Annotated in this window: 17 protein-coding genes and 2 pseudogenes; 5 read left to right on the forward strand and 14 right to left on the reverse strand. The window is 67.6% G+C overall.

Annotated elements, in window-relative coordinates:
• Nucleotides 1–4: 4 nt before the first annotated feature.
• The 3 genes from ABH915_RS19905 to ABH915_RS19915 are packed head-to-tail and all read right to left on the reverse strand — an operon-like array spanning nt 5 to nt 4,926.
• Nucleotides 5–1,462, reverse strand: coding sequence for an MFS transporter (locus ABH915_RS19905; RefSeq protein ID WP_370124594.1), 1,458 nt, complete (start codon nt 1,460–1,462; stop codon nt 5–7).
• 46 nt (nt 1,463–1,508) lie between these two features.
• Complete coding sequence (locus tag ABH915_RS19910) at nt 1,509–3,512, reverse strand: VWA domain-containing protein (RefSeq protein ID WP_370124596.1); 2,004 nt, start codon at nt 3,510–3,512, stop codon at nt 1,509–1,511.
• Nucleotides 3,513–3,537: 25 nt separating this feature from the next.
• On the reverse strand, nt 3,538–4,926 hold the full coding sequence (locus tag ABH915_RS19915) for a sigma 54-interacting transcriptional regulator (RefSeq protein ID WP_370124598.1): 1,389 nt from the start codon (nt 4,924–4,926) through the stop codon (nt 3,538–3,540).
• 91 nt (nt 4,927–5,017) lie between these two features.
• Here ABH915_RS19915 and ABH915_RS19920 point away from each other — a divergent pair, with 91 nt between their 5' ends.
• Both ABH915_RS19920 and ABH915_RS19925 read left to right on the forward strand, forming a co-directional pair.
• The gene (locus ABH915_RS19920) at nt 5,018–5,683 is read left to right on the forward strand and encodes an MSMEG_4193 family putative phosphomutase (RefSeq protein WP_370124600.1); all 666 of its coding nucleotides are present in this window, start codon (nt 5,018–5,020) and stop codon (nt 5,681–5,683) included.
• A 13-nt stretch (nt 5,684–5,696) separates the two neighbouring features.
• Entirely contained in the window at nt 5,697–6,398 is a 702-nt protein-coding gene (locus ABH915_RS19925; protein ID WP_370125050.1) for an SCO1664 family protein, read from the forward strand.
• A gap of 188 nt (nt 6,399–6,586) precedes the next feature.
• Here the strand turns inward: ABH915_RS19925 and ABH915_RS19930 are convergent, their stop codons facing one another.
• From ABH915_RS19930 to ABH915_RS19970, 9 genes and pseudogenes are all read right to left on the reverse strand, one after another.
• Nucleotides 6,587–7,651, reverse strand: coding sequence for a hypothetical protein (locus ABH915_RS19930; protein ID WP_370124602.1), 1,065 nt, complete (start codon nt 7,649–7,651; stop codon nt 6,587–6,589).
• Nucleotides 7,652–7,848: 197 nt separating this feature from the next.
• A pseudogene (locus tag ABH915_RS19935) lies at nt 7,849–8,027 on the reverse strand (IS3 family transposase); the annotation flags it as partial.
• A 155-nt stretch (nt 8,028–8,182) separates the two neighbouring features.
• Nucleotides 8,183–8,842, reverse strand: a pseudogene (locus tag ABH915_RS19940) (ABC transporter ATP-binding protein); the annotation flags it as partial.
• The gene (locus ABH915_RS19945; RefSeq protein ID WP_370124604.1) at nt 8,839–10,398 is read right to left on the reverse strand and encodes an FAD-dependent oxidoreductase; all 1,560 of its coding nucleotides are present in this window, start codon (nt 10,396–10,398) and stop codon (nt 8,839–8,841) included. The gene ABH915_RS19945 and the pseudogene ABH915_RS19940, both read right to left, overlap by 4 nt.
• Nucleotides 10,395–11,873 carry an FAD-dependent oxidoreductase gene (locus ABH915_RS19950; RefSeq protein WP_370124606.1) on the reverse strand — a complete coding sequence of 493 codons (1,479 nt, stop codon included), beginning with the start codon at nt 11,871–11,873 and terminating at the stop codon, nt 10,395–10,397. Before ABH915_RS19950 ends, ABH915_RS19945 begins: the two co-directional genes overlap by 4 nt.
• Complete coding sequence (locus ABH915_RS19955; protein WP_370124608.1) at nt 11,870–13,264, reverse strand: flavocytochrome c; 1,395 nt, start codon at nt 13,262–13,264, stop codon at nt 11,870–11,872. The genes ABH915_RS19950 and ABH915_RS19955 overlap by 4 nt, the downstream gene beginning before the upstream one ends.
• An 80-nt stretch (nt 13,265–13,344) precedes the next feature.
• Nucleotides 13,345–14,178 carry an SDR family NAD(P)-dependent oxidoreductase gene (locus tag ABH915_RS19960; RefSeq protein WP_370124610.1) on the reverse strand — a complete coding sequence of 278 codons (834 nt, stop codon included), beginning with the start codon at nt 14,176–14,178 and terminating at the stop codon, nt 13,345–13,347.
• Complete coding sequence (locus tag ABH915_RS19965; protein WP_370124612.1) at nt 14,168–14,554, reverse strand: NIPSNAP family protein; 387 nt, start codon at nt 14,552–14,554, stop codon at nt 14,168–14,170. Before ABH915_RS19965 ends, ABH915_RS19960 begins: the two co-directional genes overlap by 11 nt.
• A complete protein-coding gene (locus tag ABH915_RS19970; RefSeq protein WP_370124614.1) occupies nt 14,551–15,978 on the reverse strand; it encodes an MFS transporter in 1,428 nt (475 codons plus the stop codon). The genes ABH915_RS19965 and ABH915_RS19970 overlap by 4 nt, the downstream gene beginning before the upstream one ends.
• A 181-nt stretch (nt 15,979–16,159) precedes the next feature.
• Between ABH915_RS19970 and ABH915_RS19975 the strand changes: the two genes are divergently transcribed.
• On the forward strand, nt 16,160–16,924 hold the full coding sequence (locus ABH915_RS19975) for an IclR family transcriptional regulator (RefSeq protein ID WP_370124616.1): 765 nt from the start codon (nt 16,160–16,162) through the stop codon (nt 16,922–16,924).
• 77 nt (nt 16,925–17,001) lie between these two features.
• On the opposite strand, the gene ABH915_RS19980 is transcribed toward ABH915_RS19975, so the two are convergent.
• Together ABH915_RS19980 and ABH915_RS19985 are read right to left on the reverse strand one after the other, a co-directional pair.
• A complete protein-coding gene (locus ABH915_RS19980; RefSeq protein ID WP_370124618.1) occupies nt 17,002–19,026 on the reverse strand; it encodes an ABC transporter ATP-binding protein in 2,025 nt (674 codons plus the stop codon).
• Nucleotides 19,023–20,765: an ABC transporter ATP-binding protein gene (locus ABH915_RS19985; protein WP_370124620.1), complete on the reverse strand. Its 1,743-nt coding sequence runs from the start codon at nt 20,763–20,765 to the stop codon at nt 19,023–19,025. The genes ABH915_RS19980 and ABH915_RS19985 overlap by 4 nt, the downstream gene beginning before the upstream one ends.
• A gap of 168 nt (nt 20,766–20,933) precedes the next feature.
• Between ABH915_RS19985 and ABH915_RS19990 the strand changes: the two genes are divergently transcribed.
• Nucleotides 20,934–21,314: a VOC family protein gene (locus ABH915_RS19990; protein ID WP_370124622.1), complete on the forward strand. Its 381-nt coding sequence runs from the start codon at nt 20,934–20,936 to the stop codon at nt 21,312–21,314.
• Between the two features lie 37 nt (nt 21,315–21,351).
• Nucleotides 21,352–21,975 carry a dihydrofolate reductase family protein gene (locus ABH915_RS19995; protein WP_370124624.1) on the forward strand — a complete coding sequence of 208 codons (624 nt, stop codon included), beginning with the start codon at nt 21,352–21,354 and terminating at the stop codon, nt 21,973–21,975.
• Nucleotides 21,976–21,982 lie beyond the last annotated feature (7 nt).

A 21,982-nucleotide genomic window follows, 5' to 3' on the forward strand; every position in this document is an offset into this window, starting at 1 on the left:
GACGTCATCCGCTGCTGGATGACCCGCGCGCGGCGGCCTGGACCTGCTTGACGGGTTTTGTGGCGGGCATGCCGAGAACGGCGGCGACGGTGAGGACTGCGGCGATCATGACGGCCAGGAACACGGCGGATGAGGCGGCCACGATGGTCCGGGGATCCGTGTCGCCGTGCGGGGTGCCGGCGTAGACGGCGTTCGCTATCGCACCGAAAACGGCGACGCCGATGGAGCTGCCGATCGACCGGGCGAAAAGGTTGGTGCCGGTGACCACGCCGCGCTCGTTCCATTCGACGCTCGTCTGGGCGGCGATCAGGGTGGGGGTCGCGACCAGCCCGAGTCCGAGCCCGACGATGAAGCAGCTGCCTGCGACCATCGCAACGTTGGGGACGGCGGCGGTGACGGCCAGGACCGCCGTGCCGATGACGGTGACCGTGATGCCGATCATGGCCGTGTTCCGGAACCCGATGCGCAGATACAGGCGCCCCGATTGGGACGCACTGATCGGCCAGCCGATGGTCAGCGCCGCCAGGGCGAGCCCGGCCACGATCGGGGAGGTCGAGAGGGCTCCGACCAGGAACGTCGGAACGTACGAAGTGATGCCCAGCATGACCGCGCCGACGCCGAAGGCGACCATCGCCGTCGTCGCCAGCAGCCGCCGGGACACCACCCACGGCGGCAGGACCGGCTCCGCCGCCCTCCGTTCGACGAGGATGAACGCGACGAACAGGAGGGCGCCGCCGGCGAACACTGCGTCGCTGATGGCGGAGTCCCAGGCCCAGGCCTGGCCGCCCTCGAGGGCCCCGAGAATGAGCAGGGTGAGCGAGACTGTGAGCAGCCCCGCGCCCAGATAGTCGACCCGGTGCTTTACGTGTTCGATGTTCTCGTGGAAGGACCGGACCAGCATCCATCCGGCCACCAGGCACAGCGGGATGTTCACGAGGAAGATGCCACGCCAGATGCCGAGTGAGGCAAACACGCCCCCGAGCGTCGGGCCCACGACTGAGGAGACCGCCCACACGCTCGCCAGGTAGCCCTGCACTTTTGCCCGTTCGGCCAGGGTGTAGATATCGCCGGCGATGGTGATGGCCATCGGCTGGACCGCACCCGCGCCCAGGCCCTGCACCACGCGGAAGGCGATGAGGACCGGCATGCTCCAGGCGACGCCGCACAGGATCGAGCCGAGCAGGAACAGGCCGATTCCGATCAGCATGATCGGCTTGCGGCCGATGGTGTCGGAGAGCTTCGCGTAGACCGGGACGGACACGGCCTGCGCCAGCAGATAGGCGGAGAACAGCCAGGGGAACGACGTGAACCCGCCAATGTCGTGCACGATCGCCGGCACGGCCGTCGCCACCACGGTCGCGTCGATCGCCACAAGCCCCGTGGAGAGCATCAGGGCAATGAGGACAGGTCCGCGTTTGGAGCGGAACCCGACTCCCTCGGCAGGCATGGTGGTCACGTGCATCACTCCCGGTGTGGTGGTCTATTGAGCAGCGTCTATTGGGCAGGGTCTATTGGGCCCAGTCGGCGTCGTCGTAAGGGCGTCCGCGGAAGTGGGCGCGGAGGTACTCCCCCACCACGGCCGCACCCAGGTCCCCGGCCTCGGGCGCCACCACCCGGCCGTCGATCCGGCGGGCCATCCGCTGGACAAACCGCTCCAGGGACGGGTCGTCGCCGAGCCGGAAAAACGTGGCCTGCGTGCCGGCCCGGGCAAGACGGTCCAGTTCGGCGACCGTGACGCGGATGGTCTCCGGGTCCGGCGGATACTCGAACCACGACTCGCCGTCGGCCGTCAGGTGAGCGGTGGGTTCGCCGTCGGTCACCACGAGGAGGACGGGCTGCATCGACGGGTGCTGGCGGAAGAACCGGCCGGCCAGCAGCAGGCCGTGGTGCAGGTTGGTTCCCTGCTCCCGCAGGGCAGGCAGGGCCGTGAGCTCGCCAATGTCCATGGTCTGCGCGTAGCGGCCGAACGTGATCAGCTGCAGCCTGTCCCCGCGGAACCGGGTTGAGACGAGGTGGTGCAGGGCGAGGGCGGTACGTTTCATGGGCACCCAGCGCCCCTCGGCGGCCATCGAGAAGGACACGTCCGCGAGCAGGACGACGGCGGCCTGCGTGCGCGCCTCCGTCTCCGTGACTTCGATGTCGCCGACGGCGAGGCGCAGTCCGCGACCCGGGTCACCGCCGTCGGCGATGGTGCGGCGGATCGCGTTGGTGATGGTGCGGGTGACGTCCCACGGTTCGGCGTCGCCGAACTCCCACTGGCGGCTGGAGCCGGTCTGCTCCCCGGCCGCTCCGGCGACGCGCGTGTCCCGGCGGCCCTGCCGGCCGGAGAGTTGCTTGGCGGTGTCCCGCAAAAGCGACCTGCCGAGCCGCCGCATGGCCTGCGGGGACAGCCGGAGATCGCCGTCGGCCCCGCGCTGGAGGAAGCCGCCGTCCTGCATGGCCCGCTCGATCTCCGCGAGGGTCCGGGCCGACACGGCGGCATTCTGTCCCAGCTGGCGGGCGAGGGCGTCCAAGTCCAGGTCATCGAGGCGTGACCCGCTGTAGGCCTGGGAAAGCTGTTCGGCCAGCTCGTCCAGCTCGGCGATGTCCTGGAGCACGCCGGTGCCGTCGCCCAGTCCCAGCCCCTCCTCGCCCTCGAAGCGTTCGGAGCCGGTCCAGTCCTCGCCGGGGCGCAAAGCCTGCAGGTTGGCATCGAGTTGGCCCAGCTGTGCCATAAGGTCGGGCGAGCCGAACGCCTGGGCGGAAAGCCGCATCAGCTCATCGCGCTGCTCGGCGGACATGGACTGCAGCAGCCGCTGGGCGGCGGCCGCGCGCTGGGCGAGCGCGTCCACCAGCTCCTCGACCGACTGCGGGTTCTCCGGGAAGAACTGGCCGTGCTTGGCCATGAAGTCCTGGAAGTCCGCGTCGGTGTCCTCGCCGCGGCGGTGTTTGCCGAGGAGCTCGTTGAGGTCCTGCAGCATCTCGGCCACGGCGGCCCGGTCTTCTTCGGTGGCGCCCTCGAGCGCCTCCTTCATGCCGGCGAACCGCTGGTCCAGGATTTCGCGGCCGAGCAGGTCCTTGATCCGCTCGTAGGCCTCCCGCGCGGTGCTCGACTGCCAGTCATAGGCGGCGAGCTCGTTGACCGCCGCTGCCGTGGAGCTTGGCAGGTTCTGCAGCTGCATCTCCCGGAAGGCGCGGTCGGTGTTGTCCATCATGGCGTCGCGGGCGAGCTGCTTGCGCTCCTCCAGCACCGCAGTCTCAAGCAGCTTCTGGACTTCGTTGAGGGTGCCGTCCAGGTTGTGCCGGCCCAGCAGTTCGCTGCGCCGCTGCTGGACGCGGCCGGCGAGGTCATCAAGCCCTTCCCGGCTCCGGCCGCCGCGGCGCAGGAACTCCCGGAGGGCGTGCCGGGGCGAGTAGCCGGCCATGACGTCCTCGGCGACGGCGTCCAGCGCCTCCGCCAGGTCCACCGGCGGGGCGAGCGGGTCCGGTCCTCCCGTGTACCGGCCGTACCTGGACCGGTTGTGAGCGGTCATGAGGCCTCCTTAGCCGTAACGCTGCTTAGCCGTAGATCGTCTCCTCGTCGTCGGACTCCTTGGAGATCCGCCGGGCGAGGTAGAGCCCTTCCAGTGCCAGTTCGACGGCGGCGGCGCGCTGCCCGTCGTTTGTCGCGCCCAGGCGCTCACTGATGTCGTCGTAGAGGCTGGATCCGTTGAGGGACGGGAGGTTGTGGAGGAACTCCCGCGCGGTGACCAGTTCCCCGGTGGTCACCGTGGCGTGGCCGTCGAGCGCGGCCACGAGCGGGCCCATGTCCAGGCCGTGGAAGTGCGCCCGCACGGCTTCCGCGGTGGCCATGCGCAGGAGGTGGTCAAGGACGTCCTGTTCCCGGCCTTCCTCACCGGATTCGAACTCGATCTTTCCGGCCAGGACGTCGACGGCGGCGTCCAGGTCAATGATCCGGGCGACGGCCTCGTCCTCGCCGCGCACGCTGGCCCGGCGCAGGGCGGCCGCGGCGACGGTTTCGGCCCCGGCGATGGCGAACCGCGCGGAAACCCCGGAGGTCTGGTTGACCGCGGGCGACTGCCGCAGCGCCCGGGTGTAGCGGGCCAGGATCTCGAGGATGACGGGCGGGACGCCGGCCACCAGCTGTCCCTCCTGCCGGATGACGGCGACCTCGTCGTCGAGCTCGATCGGGTAGTGGGTGCGGATCTCGGCGCCGAAGCGGTCCCGCAGGGGCGTGATGATCCGGCCGCGGTTCGTGTAGTCCTCCGGGTTGGCGGACGCGACCACCAGGACGTCCAGCGGCAGCCGCAGCACGTAGCCGCGGATCTGGATGTCGCGTTCCTCCATCACGTTGAGCATGGAGACCTGGATCCGCTCGGCGAGGTCGGGCAGCTCGTTGATGGCGATGATTCCGCGGTTCGAGCGCGGCACCAGGCCGTAGTGGATGGTTTCCGGGTCCCCCAGGCGGCGGCCCTCGGCCACCCGCATCGGGTCGACGTCGCCGATCAGGTCGGCGACGGAGGTGTCCGGCGTGGCGAGTTTTTCGACGTACCGTTCCGAGCGGTGCCGCCACGCCACCCGCAGCCGGTCCCCCTCCGTGAGGGCGAGGGCGCGGGAGTGCTCCGTGAGGGGGTCGTACGGGTGTTCGTTCAGTTCCGAGTCCTCGATCACCGGCGACCACTCGTCCAGCAGCCCGGCCAGGGTGCGCAGGAGCCGGGTCTTGCCCTGACCGCGTTCGCCCAGCAGGACGACGTCGTGCCCGGCGAGCAGGGCCCGCTCAAGCTGGGGCAGGACGGTCCGGCTGAACCCGAACATGCCGGGCCAGGGGTCGCGGCCGGCGGCGAGCGCGGCGAGCAGGTTGTCGCGGATTTCGCGGCGCAGGTCCTTGTGAACGTGGCCGGAGGCACGCAATTCACCAACAGTGAAGATATCGGGGCGATCACTCACTCCTCCACCGTAGACCTCTACCGTGCGGGGAATCGAGGGATTCTCTGAGATTCCTGCGCGTGGGCGGGCCTACGGCCTAGGCTGGACGCTGATGACTGCAGTGACGCCAGGACCTTCACTGGAGCCCCCACCCCAGGGCACGCTCCTGCTTCTGGTGCGCCACGGGGAGACGCCGACGACGGGCACACTGCTGCCGGGCAGGGCACCGGGACTGCACCTGTCCGACCGCGGCCGGGCCCAGGCCGAACGGGTCGCGGAACGTCTCGCGGGCTTGCCGGTCGACGCCGTCTATTCCTCGCCGCTGGAGCGAGCGTGCGAGACGGCGGAGCCGACGGCGGTGCGCTCGGGTTTGCCGGTGAAGCACGACGACGGGCTGCTGGAGTGCGATTTCGGCGGCTGGACCGGGGCCGCGATCACGGAACTGGCCGCGCTGCCGGAATGGCAGACCGTTCAGCACAGCCCGTCCGAGTTCCGCTTCCCGGACGGCGAGAGCTTTCCAGAGATGCAGGCCCGCATTGTCGGAGCGATGGAGGCGCTGTGCGTGGCCCACGCCGGCGGGGTGGTGGTGTGCTTCTCCCATGCGGATCCGATCAAGGCCGCCGTCGCCCACGCCCTGGGCACGCATCTAGACCTGTTCCAGCGCATAGTCATCAGCCCGGGTTCGGTCTCGGCCATCACGTTCGTGGAGGGCCAGGACCCTGCCGTACTGATGGTGAATTCGACGTCGGAACCGCTCAGTGGGCTGAGGACGTCATGAAGTGGGCCAGCCGGTGTCCGGCCAGGAGCTGACTCTGCTGACCGAGGGCAGCATCGAGCTCCTCGGCCTCATCCCGCGCAGCAGCAACCAGACGTTTCTCGTCCAGGTTTCCTGCGGCGAGGAAGAGGGGTACGCGGTCTACAAACCGGAGGCCGGCGAACGTCCGCTGTCCGATTTCGAACCCGGCCTCTACAAGCGCGAACGCGCCGCCTACCTCCTGAGCGAGTCGCTGGGCTGGGGCTTCGTCCCGCCGACGGTGATCCGGGAAGAGGCGCCCCTCGGGGTGGGGTCCCTGCAGTGGTTCATCGAGTGCGACTTCCAAGAGCACTACTTCACGCTTTACGCCGACGCCCCGGAGACTCACCGCGAGCTGGCGCGGATCGCCCTGTTCGACTACGTCGCCAACAACACAGACCGCAAGAGCGGCCACGTGCTGCGCGGCGACGACGGTCGGATCTGGGGCATCGACCACGGGCTGTGCTTCTCGGCAATCTTCAAGCTGCGCACCGTGATCTGGGACTTCGCGGGCGACCCCATCCCCGACGCCCTGCTCGAGGACATCGCCCCGCTCGCAGACGCCGCGCCTCCCCAAGTGGCCGAACTACTCGGCGACGACGAGGTGACGTCCCTGCGGCGCCGCGTTCAGCGTTTACTGGTCGCAGGGGCGCTGCCGGTTGACCCTACCGGGATGCGCTACCCGTGGCCGCTCGTTTGAGATGGATGCTCAGGATGCGAGCCATGCCGCGAGATCCTCGATTGACCACGGTGAAGAGGTGGTCGTCGGGCCGATACTCGTGGGCCGATTAGCGAACGCGTTCCTTTCCCCATCGCCGTGGCGGCATGCACGTCGTACCTGTGCGTTGACGCCATGGGTATGCGCCACAGGTCTAGTCACAACAGTTGTCACTTAGTAGCACCGGCAGTGAGCTTAGCTACCCAGCCGACAGCGGTATCCATTGCAGCTACCGATGGAGTGACGCTAGGTTCACCCTTCATAGCAGGGTGGTCTCCGAAGGCCCTGGCCCCAAATGACTTTCGGAGTTCATCCTTGGTCTCCGATGAGGTCAATGGACCTAGGTAGGCATCGAATGTCTTTAGCTGAACTGCAAGCGACGCGGACCAGTTAGCTAAGGATCTGTGCTGATGCGCCTGGCGGGCAAGATAGCCTGCCAGTCCAAATACAGCCGCGGTGACGACGACGCGCTGGAGAAACGGCACGTAGTCGTTCGGCACGCCACCGGAAGGCTGTCCCGAGACTGCTGGCCCCAAGAGTAGGGCAGCTCCTATTAGGCCGCCAAGCGTGGCAATCGTGATAGTCCAGAAGCGAAATTTATCCGCCGACTTCTTTTGCTCCGCCGAGTACTCGCTGTAGTGCAGGGCTAGGGTTGAGTCGGCCACGACTCCGACTGCCTCTTGCGCGTCGTCCCTTAAATCGTTGATCTCCCTTACGATCTCGCGGCTCTGACGGAGCTGGTGAACAGCATTCTTCATCAGCTGTTCCTCCACCCGATGCTTGCAGCGGCGGGCAAGCATCGAAACAGCTTCTCCCATAGCTGACACTTCTCCACGGGCGACCCGGCTAGCGAATTTTGTGACGCCGTCCAAGAACGCACATGTGCTGTCGCCGAGCATTGCGATCAGTTCGGCGGCTTCTCTTTGACCATCGCTATGGAAGTTCAGAACTTCGGTGAGCGCCAACCACAATGGCTCGCCCAGCGTGCCCCCTGCCAGCCACTCTGCAAAGTCATCTTGAGGCTGCCTTCCGGGAGTTACAACTGCCTTATTGAGAGCATCGACTTCTGGGGCCAGGAGGAGGTCTGACAATGCATTCACAATCTCCATCAGCCCCTCCAGAGCTTGGGCATCCGGAATAGATGCGGAGAAACCATCCCGCGTGGTCACTCCGCGGGCCTCAGCCAGAAGGTCGAGTAACTTTTCGTACTCACCCCTGTGCACATGATTACTCATGTCCGATGCACCCGTACCTCTCCGCTAGCCTCATTCTCGGGACTGCCCCGCCTTTTGCTGGCTCGGGGTCTTAGGCCGCTGTGAGCGCGGTCCGGTTGATTCTTTCATATTCGCTGGGCGTGAGTTTCCCCAGCCGTCTTTGCCGCCGTGGCGGTGAGAGGTCCTTTCCGTCACCGGGCTTACTCTCCATCAGTAATAACTTGCTTGCCGTCCAGCTCCGCCGGCCCGGAATCCTTAGGCTTTGCCATGGCAATCCAACGCTTCAATGTCGTGACCGTCAGCCCGAAATCCTTCGCAATCTGTGGCAGCGGTGCCTAGCCCTTGAGGCCACATCAAGAACATCCTGGCGGAACTCCGCCCCATAAGCCGTGGGCATCTTCAACATCCGTCCACGAGCACCAGCTCGCTAGGTCAAGAAGGAAGTCAACGAAACCCCGTGCGGCCCCCTTACCCCCAAACGTTTGAGCGCCCCCTTCAATCCGCTTTGAATGTTGCTCATCACCGAGGGTCCAGTCGCTTGTCCAATCACTCCTAAACCTCCGCGACCGGCGCAGCAAACTGCGCCGCATAAGCCCCGCCCGACTCCAGCAACGAGGCCTTCGTTCCCTGCTCCACGATCTGTCCGGATTCCATCACCAGGACGAGGTCGGCGTCGCGGATCGTGGAGAGCGGGTGCACAATAACACACGACTTCCTATCGGAGCGCAGCGCGCTCATCGCCTTCTGCACCAGCACCTCGGTGCGGGTGTCCCTGGGAGACGTGGCCTCATCCAGAATCAGCACCGACGGCCGGGCCAGGAAGGCCCGGGCAATCGTCAGCAACTGCTTCTCCCCCGCCGAGACATTGCCGCCCTCATCCTCCAGCGCTGTGTCGTACCCGTCCGGCAGGGACCGCACGAACCGGTCCACGTACGTCGCCCGCGCCGCCTCCATGATCTCGTCCTCCGAGGCGCCGGGCCGGCCGTAGGCGATGTTGTCCCGGATGGTCCCGCCGAACAGCCAGGTGTCCTGCAGCACCATGCCCATCCGCGAGCGCAGCCCGTCGCGGGTCATCGCGGTGACGTCCACGCCGTCGAGCGAGATCCGCCCGGCGTCGAGCTCGTAGAACCACATCATCAGGTTCACCAGCGTGGTCCTCCCGGCCCCGGTGGGGCCGACGATCGCCACGGTCTGCCCCGGCTCCGTAGTCAGCCGACGGCCACGCCTGCGTCCGCGGCCACGTCCAGGTCGCTACGGCCCGGCGCGTGCGCCACGTTGCGCCCGGCGATGCGTCCGGAAACCATCGCCCAGCCGATGTGAAGCCCGTGGTTGAGCAGCTGGAGCCCGCCCTGGCCTGTGGATCCGGCTGCCCAGAGGCCGGGGATGGCTTCACCCTCAGGAGTGGTCACCCGGAGGTCGGTGTCGACGGCCAGGCCACCGTCGGCCAGGGTGATGAAGGCGTTCATCGGCCCCAACGCGTAGAACGGGCCTTCGCTCACGCCCTCGCCGAGGTGCTGGCGGTCGAAGTCGCCGTCCTTGCCGGCCGCCACCTTGGCATTCCAATCCAAAACGCTCGCGGTCAGCACCGCCGGGTCGAGGCCGGTGCTTGCAGCCAGTTCCTCGATGGTTTCGGCCCGGTGGTAAACGTCCGGGCGGTACCTCTTGTAGTCATCTACGTAGGCATAGGCAACGCCGGGGAACGTGGACACCGGGTTGGGCCAGGCCGAGAACTTCTTGGCCACCCGCTCGTCGAAGATCATGTAGGCGGTGTTCTTGGCATCGGCAGCGGTGGCCCGTGCCATGGCCTTGTCCGAATCCTCGTTGGCGATGCGCCTCCCGCCGTGGCCCACCAGGATCGCCCCGGCCCGGTACATGGTGTTGTTGGGGCCCACCCAGCTGGTCAGTGCGCCGCGGACCACGTAGGCCAGGATCTTCCGCGGCAGACGCTCGACCACCAGGCGCATGGCCTTGGAAATGAGCGGATGGGACGGCAGCATCTTGATCGGGTCCGCCCGGGTGGAGGGGGCGAAGCGGAGCCCCTCATACAGGCGGTCCATCTGGATCATGACCCCGCCGGCCTCGGTTCCCAGCTTAAAACCGTCGCCGGTGTTGTTGGGGTTGACCGGCGGGATCTTGGCCGCCTCCTCCCCCACATACTTGGCCTTCATTTCGGCGGACGCCGAGTAGTCGCCGGTGGCCAGGATGACGCCCCGGCGGCCGAAGAACTCCCTGCCGTTGGCCCGGGCACCGATGATCTCGCCGTCGGCGTTGCGCAGCAGTTCCTCCACGCGCATGGAGGTGTGGATGACGACGCCGCGCTTCCTGCACTCGCGCAGCAGCGCCTCGGCGTAGGCTCCGGAGTTCGGCAGGACGTTGTGCATGCGCGGCTTCTCGTAGGGCGGCTCCGGGGTGGGGCCGAGGAACTGCACGCCGATGCTGCCAAGCCACTCCACCGTGGGGCCCGCGTTTTCGGCCAGGATGCGCCGCAGTTCCTTGTTTTCGCGCTGTTCGAATTCGCCGTTGGCCACCTTCATGTCCTCGACGAACAGCTCGATGCTGTCATTGACCCCGGCGCGGTACTGGTAGGCCGTGTTGGCCGCCGTAAAGGATCCCACGGACATCGCGGTACTTCCGCCCACCTTGGGACATTTTTCCAGCACAATCACCGTGGCTCCGCTGGTGGCCGCCGAGATCGCGGCACTCATGCCGGACCCGCCGCCGCCGATCACTAGGACGTCTGCTGTTGAACTCACTGCTGTTGATCTCACTGCGCGTTCCTTTCACTGAAGTCGCCGACGACGGCGGAGCTTGCGTTCCGTACGAAGGAGGCCGCCCGCTCGGCGGCCGAGGTCCCGGCCCAGCGGCCGGTGATGTAGCCCGGGGCCAGGCCGCCGGCGTAGCCGTAGTTGGACAGACCGCCGATATCGGCACCGGCGGCGTACAGCCCGGGCACCGCTCCGCCGTCGTGATCGAGGGCCTCGCCGCGCGCATTGGTGCGAATCCCGCCGAAGGTGAACGTGATGGATGGCTGGACCACGAGTGCGTAAAAAGGGCCGTCCTGGGGCGCCCGCGCGGAGGCGGACACCGGAATGCCGTCGGCGGTGCCGCCGCCCTGGCCGGCGACCTCCGCATAGCGGTCCAGGGTGCGGGAGAGCTGATCGCGGTCCACGCCCCAGCCGGAGACCAGCTCCACGAGTTCCGGCAGGGTCTGCGCGACGGCGTGCTGCCCGCCGGCGTCGATGGCTATGCCCAGGCGGTCGATGCTGCCCAGTCCCGGGAACGGTTCCTCTAGCACTTCCGTGTTCCGGACGAACTCGTCGAAGATCAGGACTCCGCGCGCTTGTGGCTGGAAGGTGACGGCCTGGTTGAGCAGTTCGTCGCCGTCGGTCTCGTCCGCGAAACGCTTCCCCTGCAGGTTCACCAGCACCGTCGAGCCGGAGTAGTACTGGGAATAGGGCAGATAGTGAGCGGCCTCGAAGCTGTGCACCGGATACGGCAGCAGATGCCCGTAGAAGGTGCTCATCGCCGTCGTCCCACCAGTTCCCGCAGCCCGAGCCAGGCGCAGCCCGTCGCCGACGCTGCCGGGGTTGGAGCGCAGCACCAGCCGGTCCGCGTTGGGCCCGATGGACCGCGTCAGTTCGGCGCGGTCACCCTGGAATCCGCCGCTGGCGAGGACGACGGCGGCCGCTTCGTAGCGGATTTGGCGCCCGTCCGCGGTCCGCACGAGGACACCGGTGACGGTGCCTCCGTCGGCCTGCAGGAGTTCAGTGACGGCCGCCCCGGCCGTGGTCTCTCCCCCGGCCGCGACGACCTGGTCACGGCACCAGGCAAGGATGGCGTGGATGTCGGTGGAGTAGCCGATGCCGAAGGTCATGATGTCCCGCTTCGGCTCCCCCGCGACCCGGACGCCGGCGGCCCGCAACTCGGCGAGCGCTTCCTCGTAGTCGTCCACGAGGCGGCTGCCGAGGTCCAGGTTTCCGAGCGGAATCCGCTTGCGGTAGGCGTCCACACTGGGAGCGGTCCAGAACATTCCCGCCGACAACGCTGCCGAGCCGCCAAACGTCGGCTGTTTCTCCAGGAGAGCCACTCTGGCTCCGCTCCGGGCAGCGGTCATGGCAGCGGCGGATCCGCTGACCCCGGATCCAACTACGACGACATCCACCCGGCGGACCTCGTGCGCGCCGGGTGCCGCTTCTATGCCACGGTGCCGTGTGACAGCGTCCTGCTGCGTGGCCGTGCTCACTGCGCCACGCTCGATGCCAGCTTCGCCGCGGCATGCTCAGCAGCGATCCGGCCGAAGACGACGCCCTTGCCCAGCGAGGTGCCGGTCATGTAGGCGGCGCCGTGGAATCCGCCGGTGAGCTCGCCGATGGCGTAGAGCCCCGGGATCACGTCGCCGTCGACGTCCACCACCTCCGCGTTGGGGTTGATAGTCACGCCGCAGTAGGTGGTGGTCATCAGCGCCTTGGCCGGGTAGGCGTAGAACGGTCCCTGGTCCAGCGGCAGGAGCTCCCCGACGCCGTTGCACAGGTGGGTGCGGCCTACCTCGTCCTCTTCGCGGCCAGCCACCGAGTCGTTGTAGCGGGCCACGGTCGCCACCAGGGCGGCGGGGTCAATGCTGGCGGCCTCGGCCAGTTCCACGAGGGAATCGGCCTTGAAGAGATGGCCCAGGTCCTCGATCATGCCAATGTCGTTGAGCGGGATGCCGGGGTGCGATTTGGCCCGGACCTTGGCATCGAAGATCTCGAAGCCGAGGCCCTCCGGCTGCTTGAGCACCTCGCGGCCCAGGGTCTTGTAGGACTTGGACTCGTCAACGAACCGCCGGCCGTCCTGGTTCACGATGATCGCGCCCATGTAATACGCGGTGAGCAGTTCGTGGAATTCCTCGCCGGTCTCCGGGTGGGAGCCGTAAGTGGCGGTGATGTAGGACATGTCCGCCACGCCGGCGCCCAGCTTCCACGCCATTTTGAGGCCGTCACCGGTGTTGCCCGCCCCGCCGTAGGGGATCGCCGCAAGCTGCTCCGGCGCAAAGGTCCGCAGTAGGTCGGTACTCCTGCTGAAGCCGCCGGTCGCCAGGATCACCCCGCCGCGTGCATTGAACAGCGCCTCATTTCCGTCAGCTTCGACGACGACGCCGGTCACCGTGCCCTCGTGGCTGCGCACCAGCCGGACCGCGCGGTGTCCCAGCCGGGTTTCCCCGCCGTGTTCGGTGAAGGACCGGTGCAGCTTGGCGAGCAGTTCGGTGATCACCGTGTTGTGGCTACGCGGCGCGGACTGTCCGGAGCTGATTTCCAGGGCCCGGAACTGCGCGCCCTGCTCCTTGAGCCAGCGGTAGGTCTCGTCCTGGCGTTCAAGGTAGGCGTCCACCAGGGCGCGGTCGTTGACGCCGCCGCCGGTGGAGAGCAGGTCCTGCAAGAAGAGTTCCGCGGAGTCCTCGACGCCTTCGGCTGCCTGCTCCTCGGTTCCGGAGAAGGCAAAGAATCCGCCGCTCATGGCCGAGGATCCGCCAAGCTTGCCGGTCTTTTCCAGGAGCGCCACCTTGAGGCCGGCTTGCGCCGCGCTGGTGGCTGCGGACTGTCCCGCGATACCGGATCCGAGGACCACTACGTCGTAGTCGTATTGGGGCATGGTCATGGTGCTGTCCCTTTCAGGGGTCTTGTCATTGGTGCTGGCGCGTCCGTGAGGGACGCGGCAGGGCTCACGCCCGGGGCTTGTCAGCAGGTGAGGAATCCGCCGTTGACGTCCAGGCTGGTGCCGGTGATGTAGGTGGACTGGTTCCCGGTGAGGAAGGCCACCGCGTCGGCGATCTCCTCCGGCGTCGCGAAGCGCTTCATCGGCACCTGGCCGAGCAGCCTGGCGTCCTGGCGAACATCGCCCATCATGGGGGTCTGCACGAAGCCCGGCGCCACGCCGTTCACGCGGATCCGGAAGTCAGCCAGTTCGTGGGCCAGGCTGGCCGTCAGGTTCTGCAGCGCCGCCTTCGATGCCCCGTAAACCACGGAGCTGGGCAGGAAGGGGCCGAACGCCGCGTCCGGGCCGCCGCCCGTGCCGGTCTTGGCGGCGATGGACAGCAGGTTCACGATGCTCGCGGAACCATCCGTGGGCATGTGCCGGTAGACCTCGCGCACCAGGAAGAACGGTGCCGCCACATTGACCGCCATGACGGTGTTCCACTCGTCGTCGCTGAGCTCAAAGAAGCGGATCTTGCCGCCGTTGCGCTTGGGCGAAATACCGACGGCGTTGACCACCACCCCCACGGGTCCGGTCTCGGCCGCGAACGCGGCAAGTGCCTTATTGGTCTCCCCGTCGGCCAGGTTGCCGGCGAAGCCGCGGTGTTCGGCCCAGCCCACATCGGGGAGCGACGCGGCCGTGCGGTCAGCGGCGTCCTGGTCGAGATCGGCGACTACGACGGCGTAGCCTTCCTGCGCGAGGCGCCGGCTGATCGTCTGGCCGATGCCGCCGGCGCCGCCGGTGACGATAGCGGTCTGCAGCATCACCGGCTGTTTGGCCGCTTCGGCTTCGAGGGTGGCGGTGGGGTTACTGGTCATGGCCAGGCTCCTGGTTCCGGCTGAACGCCGTGTGTGGGTCGGTTGCGGCAACGGGCAGGGTGCGGATCGGCGAGAAGGACGTCGGGTACATGATCTGGTTCTCCATCGTCATGATCATGGGCCGGATGATGGCAAGGCATTCCTGCCATTGCCCGTTCTTGGCGAGCTCGGCGCGGCGGGTCCGGCGGTCCTCCAGGTCCGCGTAGGCCCAGAAGTGGTTGAGCTCGTTCTGGCGCCCGAATTCGGTGACGAAGTAGCCGAGGAATCCGCCCAGGATCGGCTTCTGCGCGGGCAGGCCGATGCTTTCGTAGGCTTCGAGGTACTCGTCGAGCCGGGCGCCGGTGTGCAGGACGTAGGTCCGTTGTTCAACAATCATCGGGTCACGGCCTCTTCGGCAGCGCCGGAGCCGACCAGCCCGGTGGCGGGCGCCGCCGTCGTCGTCGTTTCTTCAACGCGAACGTAACGGCCGAAGCGGTGCTCGCCGCCCTCGAGGGTCTTACCGTCGCCCATCATCACCATGTTGATCAGCGCGGCGGCGATGATCACGATCCAGGCAATGGTGATGGAGACGGTGCTGCCGCCGCTGATGCTCATCAGCCAGGAGGCCAGGAACGGTGCGGGTGCGGCGAAGATCAGGTTGGAACCGGTGAGGGCGAGTGCTGATCCCGTGTACCGCATGTGGGTAGGGAACGCCTCGGCGAAGAGCGCGCCCTGGCCGGCGTTTCCGAACTGCGCGGTCACCAGGGAGAACGCCACCATGCCCAGCGTCAGCGGGAAGCTGCCCAGGTTCACCACCGGGAAGAACAGGACGGCGGCGAGCAGGGTGCCTGCCGATCCGATCATCAGGATCCGCCGGCGGCCGTAGACGTCCGCGAGCCGGCCGCCCCACCAGATCGCGATCACGGAGAGGAAGTTGGAGATCATGATGATCGTGAACGTCTGGCTCTGGGTGAAGCCGTGGGTGGTGAGGTAGCTGATGCCGAACACGGAGACGATGTAAAAGGTCACGACGATCGGGGCGAAGGCGAGGATGAGCCGCAGGATGGTGACGCCGTGGGTCTTGATCACGGTGGCCGGGGTGGTGGATTCCTGGGCGAGCTCCTGCATGCCCTCCTTGAACACCGGCGTCTCTTCAACCTTGAGCCGGATGTAGATGCCCACGGCCACCAGCAGGATGCTCAGCAGGAACGGCACACGCCAGCCCCAGGCGAGGAAAGCTTCCGGGCTCAGTACGCCGGAAAGTACGGCCAGCACCAGGTTCGCGGCCACCTGGCTGATCGGGGAACCCATCGCCATGAGCCCACCGTAGAAGGCGCGGCGGTCCGCGGGTGCGTGCTCCATGGTCATCAGTTGGGCTCCTGTGGCCTCGCCGCCCAGCGCGATGCCCTGGATGAAGCGCATGAGAACCAGCAGGGCCGGGGCGGCGATGCCGATCGCGGACTGCGGCGGAAGCAGGCCGATGATCATCGACGCGACGCCCATCGTGATGAAGGTGGTCAGCAGGATCCTGCGTCGTCCCAGGCGGTCGCCCAGGTGGCCGAATACGATGCCGCCCAGCGGGCGGGCCACGAAGCCGACGCCGAAGGTTGCGAAGGACGCAAGCAGCGCGGTCGCGGGATTCATGTCATTGAAGAACAGCTTGGGGAAGACCGTCGCGGCCATGGCGCCGTAGACGGCGAAGTCGAACCATTCGAGGGCGGACCCGAAGGTACCGCTGACGACGGCGCGCTTGGCCTGCGGCGAGGCGGGCATTGCGGGTTTGAGCGAGCGTTTTACCGCTCGTGACTGGGACAGACTCATCAAGACTCCTTCGTCGGGTGAGCAGTGCGGCGCCTGTGGCGCCTTGAGCTTTGGGGGTATTCAATTCAGCGGCGGTGCGAACGACGCGCGGGCCCGGCTTTCGCGGGGTCCGGTGCGTAGGTTGTGATGTGAGGCTAGTCAGCCCTATGCGCGAGGCGCAATGGCTGTTAGCCTAAATTGCGTGATACGCAAAGATGAAGCACCGCGGGTTGAATCCGTCCACCGGGCGCTGGTGCTGCTCAAGCACATGGCGGAGCAGGGTTCCATCAGCGTGACCGAGGCTTCCAGCATCCTCGAGGTCAATCCGTCGACGGCCCAACGCCTGCTGGTGACGCTGGTGGGCGACGGCTTCGCCGAGCAGACCGCCCAGCGGCGCTATGTCCCGGGCCCCGAGCTCCGGAGGGCCGCCATCGACACCGCACCGCCGCCGCTGCCCGCGCGTGTGCGCCCCTACCTGGAGCGGCTGTTCACCCGTGTGGGCGAGACGAGCCACCTAGCCGTGCTTATCGGCACCGAGATCCACCACCTGGACGGCATAGAGGCCACCACCCATGCGCTGCGCTTTGGCCTCCGCACCGGGATTGTCCTGCCTGCCCATGTGACGTCGGCCGGCAAGGCGATGCTGGCGGACCTGCCGCGGGAGGACATCGAGCGGCGCTACCGCGTCCTCGACGACACGGCCGCTGCGGTCAACGCCCGCATCGACCTCCCCAAGCTGTACCGGGACGTGGACCAGGCCCGCCGGCAGCAGATCGGCATGAACTTCGAAGAGAGTGAGGACGGCGTGGCGGCCATGGGCGTGTCCCTGGGCCTGGTCGACGGCCAGCACGCCGCCTTGAGCATCGCCATGCCGATCGCCAGATTCGCCCGGCAGGACGCCAAGCGGCTGTCCGCGCAACTGTTGGAAACGGCTGCTGAGTTTAGGAAGCAGGAGCTGCAGGCGTGAAGTCTGGGTTGGGTGGCTTGTTGGCGTTGCTCTTTTCAAGAGCCTATGACGGTAGTGCCGGGACGGTGGTCAGCCCCTTAAACCTCCGCCACCGGCGCCGCGAACTGCGCGGCGTACAGTGCGGCATACGCCCCGCCGGCCTCCAACAGGGAAGCGTGCGTCCCCTGCTCCACAATCCGGCCGGACTCCATCACCAGAATGAGGTCGGCGTCGCGGATGGTGGACAGGCGGTGAGCAATGACAAACGAAGTCCGGTCGCTCCGCAGCGCGCTCATGGCCTTCTGCACCAGCACCTCGGTCCGCGTATCCACTGACGAGGTGGCCTCGTCCAGGATCAGCACGGACGGGCGGGCCAGGAACGCCCGGGCGATGGTGAGCAGCTGCTTCTCGCCGGCGGAGACGTTGGAGCCTTCGTCGTCGAGCACGGTGTCGTACCCGTCCGGCAGGGACCGGACGAACCGGTCCACGTACGTCGCCCGCGCGGCCTCCAGGATCTCGGCTTCCGAAGCGCCGGGCCGGCCGTAGGCGATGTTGTCCCGGATGGTCCCGCCGAACAGCCAGGTGTCCTGCAGCACCATGCCCATCCGCGAGCGCAGCTCGTCGCGGGTCATCGCGGTGACGTCCACGCCGTCGAGCGTGATCCGCCCGGCGTCGAGCTCGTAGAAGCGCATCATCAGGTTCACCAGCGTGGTCTTGCCCGCACCGGTCGGGCCCACAATGGCCACGGTCTGCCCCGGCTCCGCCACCAGGCTCAGCGAGGAGATCAGCGGCTTGTCCGGCGAATAGGAGAAGGACACGTCCTCGAACACCAGCCGCCCCCGGCCGCCGTCGGGGGCCTCAGACGGCGAAGGATCCGGCGACTGCTCGTCCGTGTCCAGCAGCTCGAACACCCGCTCGGCGGAGGCCACGCCGGACTGCAGCAGGTTCGCCATGGACCCCAGCTGGGCCAGCGGCTGGGTGAACTGCCGGGAGTACTGGATGAACGCCTGCACGTCTCCCAGCTGCATCGCCCCGGAGGCCACCTGCAGGCCGCCCACCACGGCGATCCCCACGTAGACCAGGTTCCCGATGAACGTCATGGCCGGCATGATCAGCCCGGAAATGAACTGCGCGCCGAAGCTCGCCTGGTACAGCTCCGCGTTCTTCTGCCGGAACCGTTCCTCCACCTCGCGCTGCCGGCCGAACACCTTCACCAGGGCGTGCCCGGTGTACGTCTCCTCGATCTGCCCGTTCAGCTCCCCGGTATGCCGCCACTGCGCCACGAACAACTTCTGCGAGCGCTTGGCGATCACCGCCGTCGTCACGAGCGTCAGCGGAATGGTCACCAGTGCAATCAGCGCCAGCGTCGGCGAGAGCAGCACCATCATCACCAGCACCCCGGCCACGGTCAGCACCGAGGTCACGGCCTGGCTGATGGACTGCTGCAGGCTCTGGGAGATGTTGTCGACGTCGTTGGTCACCCGGCTGAGCAGCTCGCCGCGCTGCACGGAATCGAAGTAGCGCAGCGGCAGCTTGTTGATCTTCGCCTCGATCCGCTCGCGCAGCCGGAAGACCGTGCGCTGCACGACGCCGTTGAGGATGTACGCCTGCATCCAGCCGAACACCGACGCCAGCACGTACAGCACCAGCGCCCACAGCAGCACGGTGGCCAGCGCGGTGAAGTCGATCCCGGCGCCGGGGGTCAGCGTCATGGCGCTGAGCATGTCCGCCTGCTGGGTCTGCCCGGCGGCGCGCATCTGGGCGATCACCTGGTCCTGGGTCTCCCCGGGCGGCAGCTGCTTGGACACGACGCCGGCAAAGATCAGGTTGGTGCCCTCGCCCAGCAGCCGGGGCCCGATCACCGAGAACGTCACCCCGACGACGGCGAGCACCAGGACCAGCACCAGCCACAGCCGTTCGGGCCGCAGCTCCCCCAGCAGCCGCCGGGCGGAGGGGCCGAAGTTCATGGCCTTCTCGGCCGGGATGTTCATCCCGGCGAACGGGCCGCCGCGGCCGGGTCCGCCAGCGGGGCGGGGAATCCGCATGGGGGTTTGCGCCGCGGGGGCCCCGCCCGCGGGAGCGGCGGCGGGGGCCGGCGTCGGCGCCTTGTCGGTGCGGCTCATGCTGCCTCCTCCGCTGCGAGCTGGGAGTTCACAATCTCCTGGTACGTCTCCGACGCCTCCAGCAGTTCCTCGTGCGTGCCGTGCGCGACGATCCTGCCGCGCTCAAGCACCAGGATCTGGTCCGCGTCCACAATGCTGGAGACCCGCTGGGCGATGATCACCATGGTGGCCCCGGCGGTGTGCTGCTTGAGCGCCTGCCGCAGCCGGGCGTCCGTGGCGGTGTCCAGCGAGGAGAAAGAGTCGTCAAAGATGTACAGCTCGGGCTGTTTCACCAGTGCCCGGGCGATCGCGAGCCGCTGCCGCTGGCCGCCGGAGACGTTGGTGCCGCCCTGCGAGATCGGTGCATCCAGCCCGCCCTCCAGCTCCTCCACAAAATCCTGCGCCTGGGCAATCCTCAGAGCCCGCCAGAGCTCGTCCTCGCTGGCGTCCGGTTTGCCGTAAAGCAGGTTGCTGCGCACCGTGCCGGAGAACAGGTAGGGCTTCTGCGGGACCAGGCCGATGTGCCCCCACAGCAGGTCCGGGTGGAGCTCGCGGACGTCCACGCCGTCAATCCGGACCGACCCGGAGGTCGCGTCGAAAAGCCGCGGCATCAGGTTCACCAGGGTGGTCTTGCCGGACCCGGTGCTGCCGATGATCGCCGTCGTCTGCCCCGCGCGGGCGGTGAAGCTCACGTCCTGGAGCACCGGCTGCTCGGCGCCCGGGTAGGCGAACCCGACGCCGCGCATCTCCAGCTCGCCGCGCGCCGTCCGCCCGGCCGCGAGCGAGACCGGCCGCAGCGGCGGCCGGACGCTGGATTCGGTCCCGAGGACCTCGCCGATCCGGTCCCCGGACACGGCGGCGCGCGGGATCATGATCGCCATGAACGTGGCCATCATGACGGACATCAGGATCTGCATGAGGTAGCTCAGGAACGCGATCATGGTCCCCACCTGCATGGAACCGTCCTCGATCCGGAACGCCCCGAACCAGATCACAGCCGTGCTGGAGACGTTGAGCACCAGCATCACGGTGGGAAACGCGAGCGCCATGAGCCGGCCGGCGCGCAGCGCGGTATCCGTGACGTCCACGTTGGCGCGGGCAAACCGGGCGGTCTCCACGTCCTCCCGGACAAAGGCCCGCACCACCCGGATGCCGGTCAGCTGTTCGCGCAGCACCCGGTTGACGGTGTCGATCCGGGCCTGCATCAGCCGGAACAGCGGCACCATCCGGATAATGATCGAGCCCACCGCGGCCAGCAGCACGGGGACGCTGACGGCGATCAGCCAGGACAGCTGCAGGTCCTGCCGGATGGCCATGATCACCCCGCCGATGCAGAGCATGGGCGCCGTCACCATGAGCGTGGCGGACATCAGGACCAGCTGCTGGACCTGCTGGACATCGTTGGTGGAGCGGGTGATGAGACTCGGCGGGCCGAACCGGGTGACTTCCTGCTCGGAAAACGCCGCCACCCGGCTGAAGATGGCGCCGCGGACGTCCCGGCCCAGGGCCATCGCGGCCTTCGCGCCGAAGTACACGGCCGCGACGGTGCAGGCGACCTGCAGCAGGGTGACCGCCAGCATCAGACCGCCGACGCGCAGGATGTAGTCCGTGTCCCCCGTCGCCACGCCCTGGTCGATGATGTCCGCGTTCAGCGTGGGCAGGTACAGCGAGGCAATGGACGCCGCCAGCTGGAAGACGACGACGGCGAACAGCAGCCGCCGCTGCGGCCTCAGATATTCGACGAGCAGTTTCCAGAGCATCCGGTCTCCACTTCATGCGTCACAGACTGTTTCACACAGAACGATGTGACGGTCAGTTTACGTCCGGCCGCCGGGAGATAGCTGGGTTCCTCTCAGGGCGAATCGGGGATGGGCCTGCGGTTATGTTTCTTGCTTGCCGGGCCGGTGGCCCGGGTGTAGCTTGTCCGGATGCTGAGCATTGGCTCGATCGTCATCCGGGTGGACAACCTCGAACGCCAGATGAGTTTCTGGCAGGCCGCGCTGGGCTTCGAGCCGCGGTACGAGCCCGACGGCGACTTTGTGATCCTGCAGCCGCCGGGCGGCGCCGGCACTTGCATCTCCCTGGACCGCGTCCCCGCGCCCGTCCAGGTTCCCCCGCGCCTGCATCTGGACCTGTACACGGATACCCAGGACGCCGAGGTGCGGCGGCTCCTGGCCCTGGGCGCCACCCGGGTCGAATGGAGCAAACGGCCAGCCGACGCCGACTACGTGATCCTGGCCGATCCCGAGGGCAACAGGTTCTGCGTGGTGGACACCGCCGGGACGGCCAACTCACCCGCCACCCCCTAGCCGCCCTGCGAGGGGGCCAACAGAGAAGGAGCACGGCATGGGACTGATCCATATCGACCTGTTCACGACGCTCGACGGCGTCGCGCAGGCGCCCGGCGGGCCGGACGAGGACCCTGCCGGCGGCTTCGCGTTTGGCGGCTGGCAGGCGCCCCTCATCGACGAGGTCGTCGGGGAACAGATCCAATCCGGGATGGCGGAAATGGACGCCCTGCTGCTCGGGCGCCGGACCTACGACATTTTCGCCGCGTACTGGCCGCACGCCAACGGTGAGATCGCGCGGCTGTTCAACCGCATCCCGAAATACGTCGCCTCGCGCGGGACGCCTGCCCTCGAGTGGGCCGGCTCCACGCTGCTCGGTCCCGATGTTGCCGCCGCCGTGCGCGAACTGCGCGACCGGCACGAGCACACCCACGTGATCGGCAGCCTCGACTTCGTGCAGACCCTCTTTGCCGAGCGGCTCTTCGACCGGCTCACCCTCTGGGTGTACCCGATCCTCCTCGGCAGTGGAAAGAAGGTCTTCGCGGACGGGGTGGTTCCGACGAACCTCAGGCTCATCGAGCCTGTCGTCGCCTCACCGAAGGGCGCGGTGCTGCAGCGCTACGCGCTCGCCGACGGCACCCCTGGCGTCGGCGACATGGCGGCCGTCACCCAGGAGGGCTAAAGCGGCG

The organism is Arthrobacter sp. MW3 TE3886, from assembly GCF_041262145.1.
In the GTDB taxonomy this organism is placed as follows: Bacteria; Actinomycetota; Actinomycetes; order Actinomycetales; family Micrococcaceae; genus Arthrobacter.

Excerpts from the sequence above, each read along its gene's own strand:
- ABH915_RS19990 (WP_370124622.1), top strand. The coding sequence starts at position 20,934 with ATGCTGAGCATTGGCTCGATCGTCATCCGGGTGGACAACCTCGAACGC.
- ABH915_RS19995 (WP_370124624.1), top strand. The coding sequence starts at position 21,352 with ATGGGACTGATCCATATCGACCTGTTCACGACGCTCGACGGCGTCGCG.
- ABH915_RS19955 (WP_370124608.1), bottom strand. The coding sequence starts at position 13,264 with ATGACCATGCCCCAATACGACTACGACGTAGTGGTCCTCGGATCCGGT.
- ABH915_RS19910 (WP_370124596.1), bottom strand. The coding sequence starts at position 3,512 with ATGACCGCTCACAACCGGTCCAGGTACGGCCGGTACACGGGAGGACCG.
- ABH915_RS19980 (WP_370124618.1), bottom strand. The coding sequence starts at position 19,026 with ATGAGCCGCACCGACAAGGCGCCGACGCCGGCCCCCGCCGCCGCTCCC.
- ABH915_RS19920 (WP_370124600.1), top strand. The coding sequence starts at position 5,018 with ATGACTGCAGTGACGCCAGGACCTTCACTGGAGCCCCCACCCCAGGGC.
- ABH915_RS19985 (WP_370124620.1), bottom strand. The coding sequence starts at position 20,765 with ATGCTCTGGAAACTGCTCGTCGAATATCTGAGGCCGCAGCGGCGGCTG.
- ABH915_RS19970 (WP_370124614.1), bottom strand. The coding sequence starts at position 15,978 with ATGAGTCTGTCCCAGTCACGAGCGGTAAAACGCTCGCTCAAACCCGCA.
- ABH915_RS19930 (WP_370124602.1), bottom strand. The coding sequence starts at position 7,651 with ATGAGTAATCATGTGCACAGGGGTGAGTACGAAAAGTTACTCGACCTT.
- ABH915_RS19965 (WP_370124612.1), bottom strand. The coding sequence starts at position 14,554 with ATGATTGTTGAACAACGGACCTACGTCCTGCACACCGGCGCCCGGCTC.
- ABH915_RS19905 (WP_370124594.1), bottom strand. The coding sequence starts at position 1,462 with ATGCACGTGACCACCATGCCTGCCGAGGGAGTCGGGTTCCGCTCCAAA.
- ABH915_RS19960 (WP_370124610.1), bottom strand. The coding sequence starts at position 14,178 with ATGACCAGTAACCCCACCGCCACCCTCGAAGCCGAAGCGGCCAAACAG.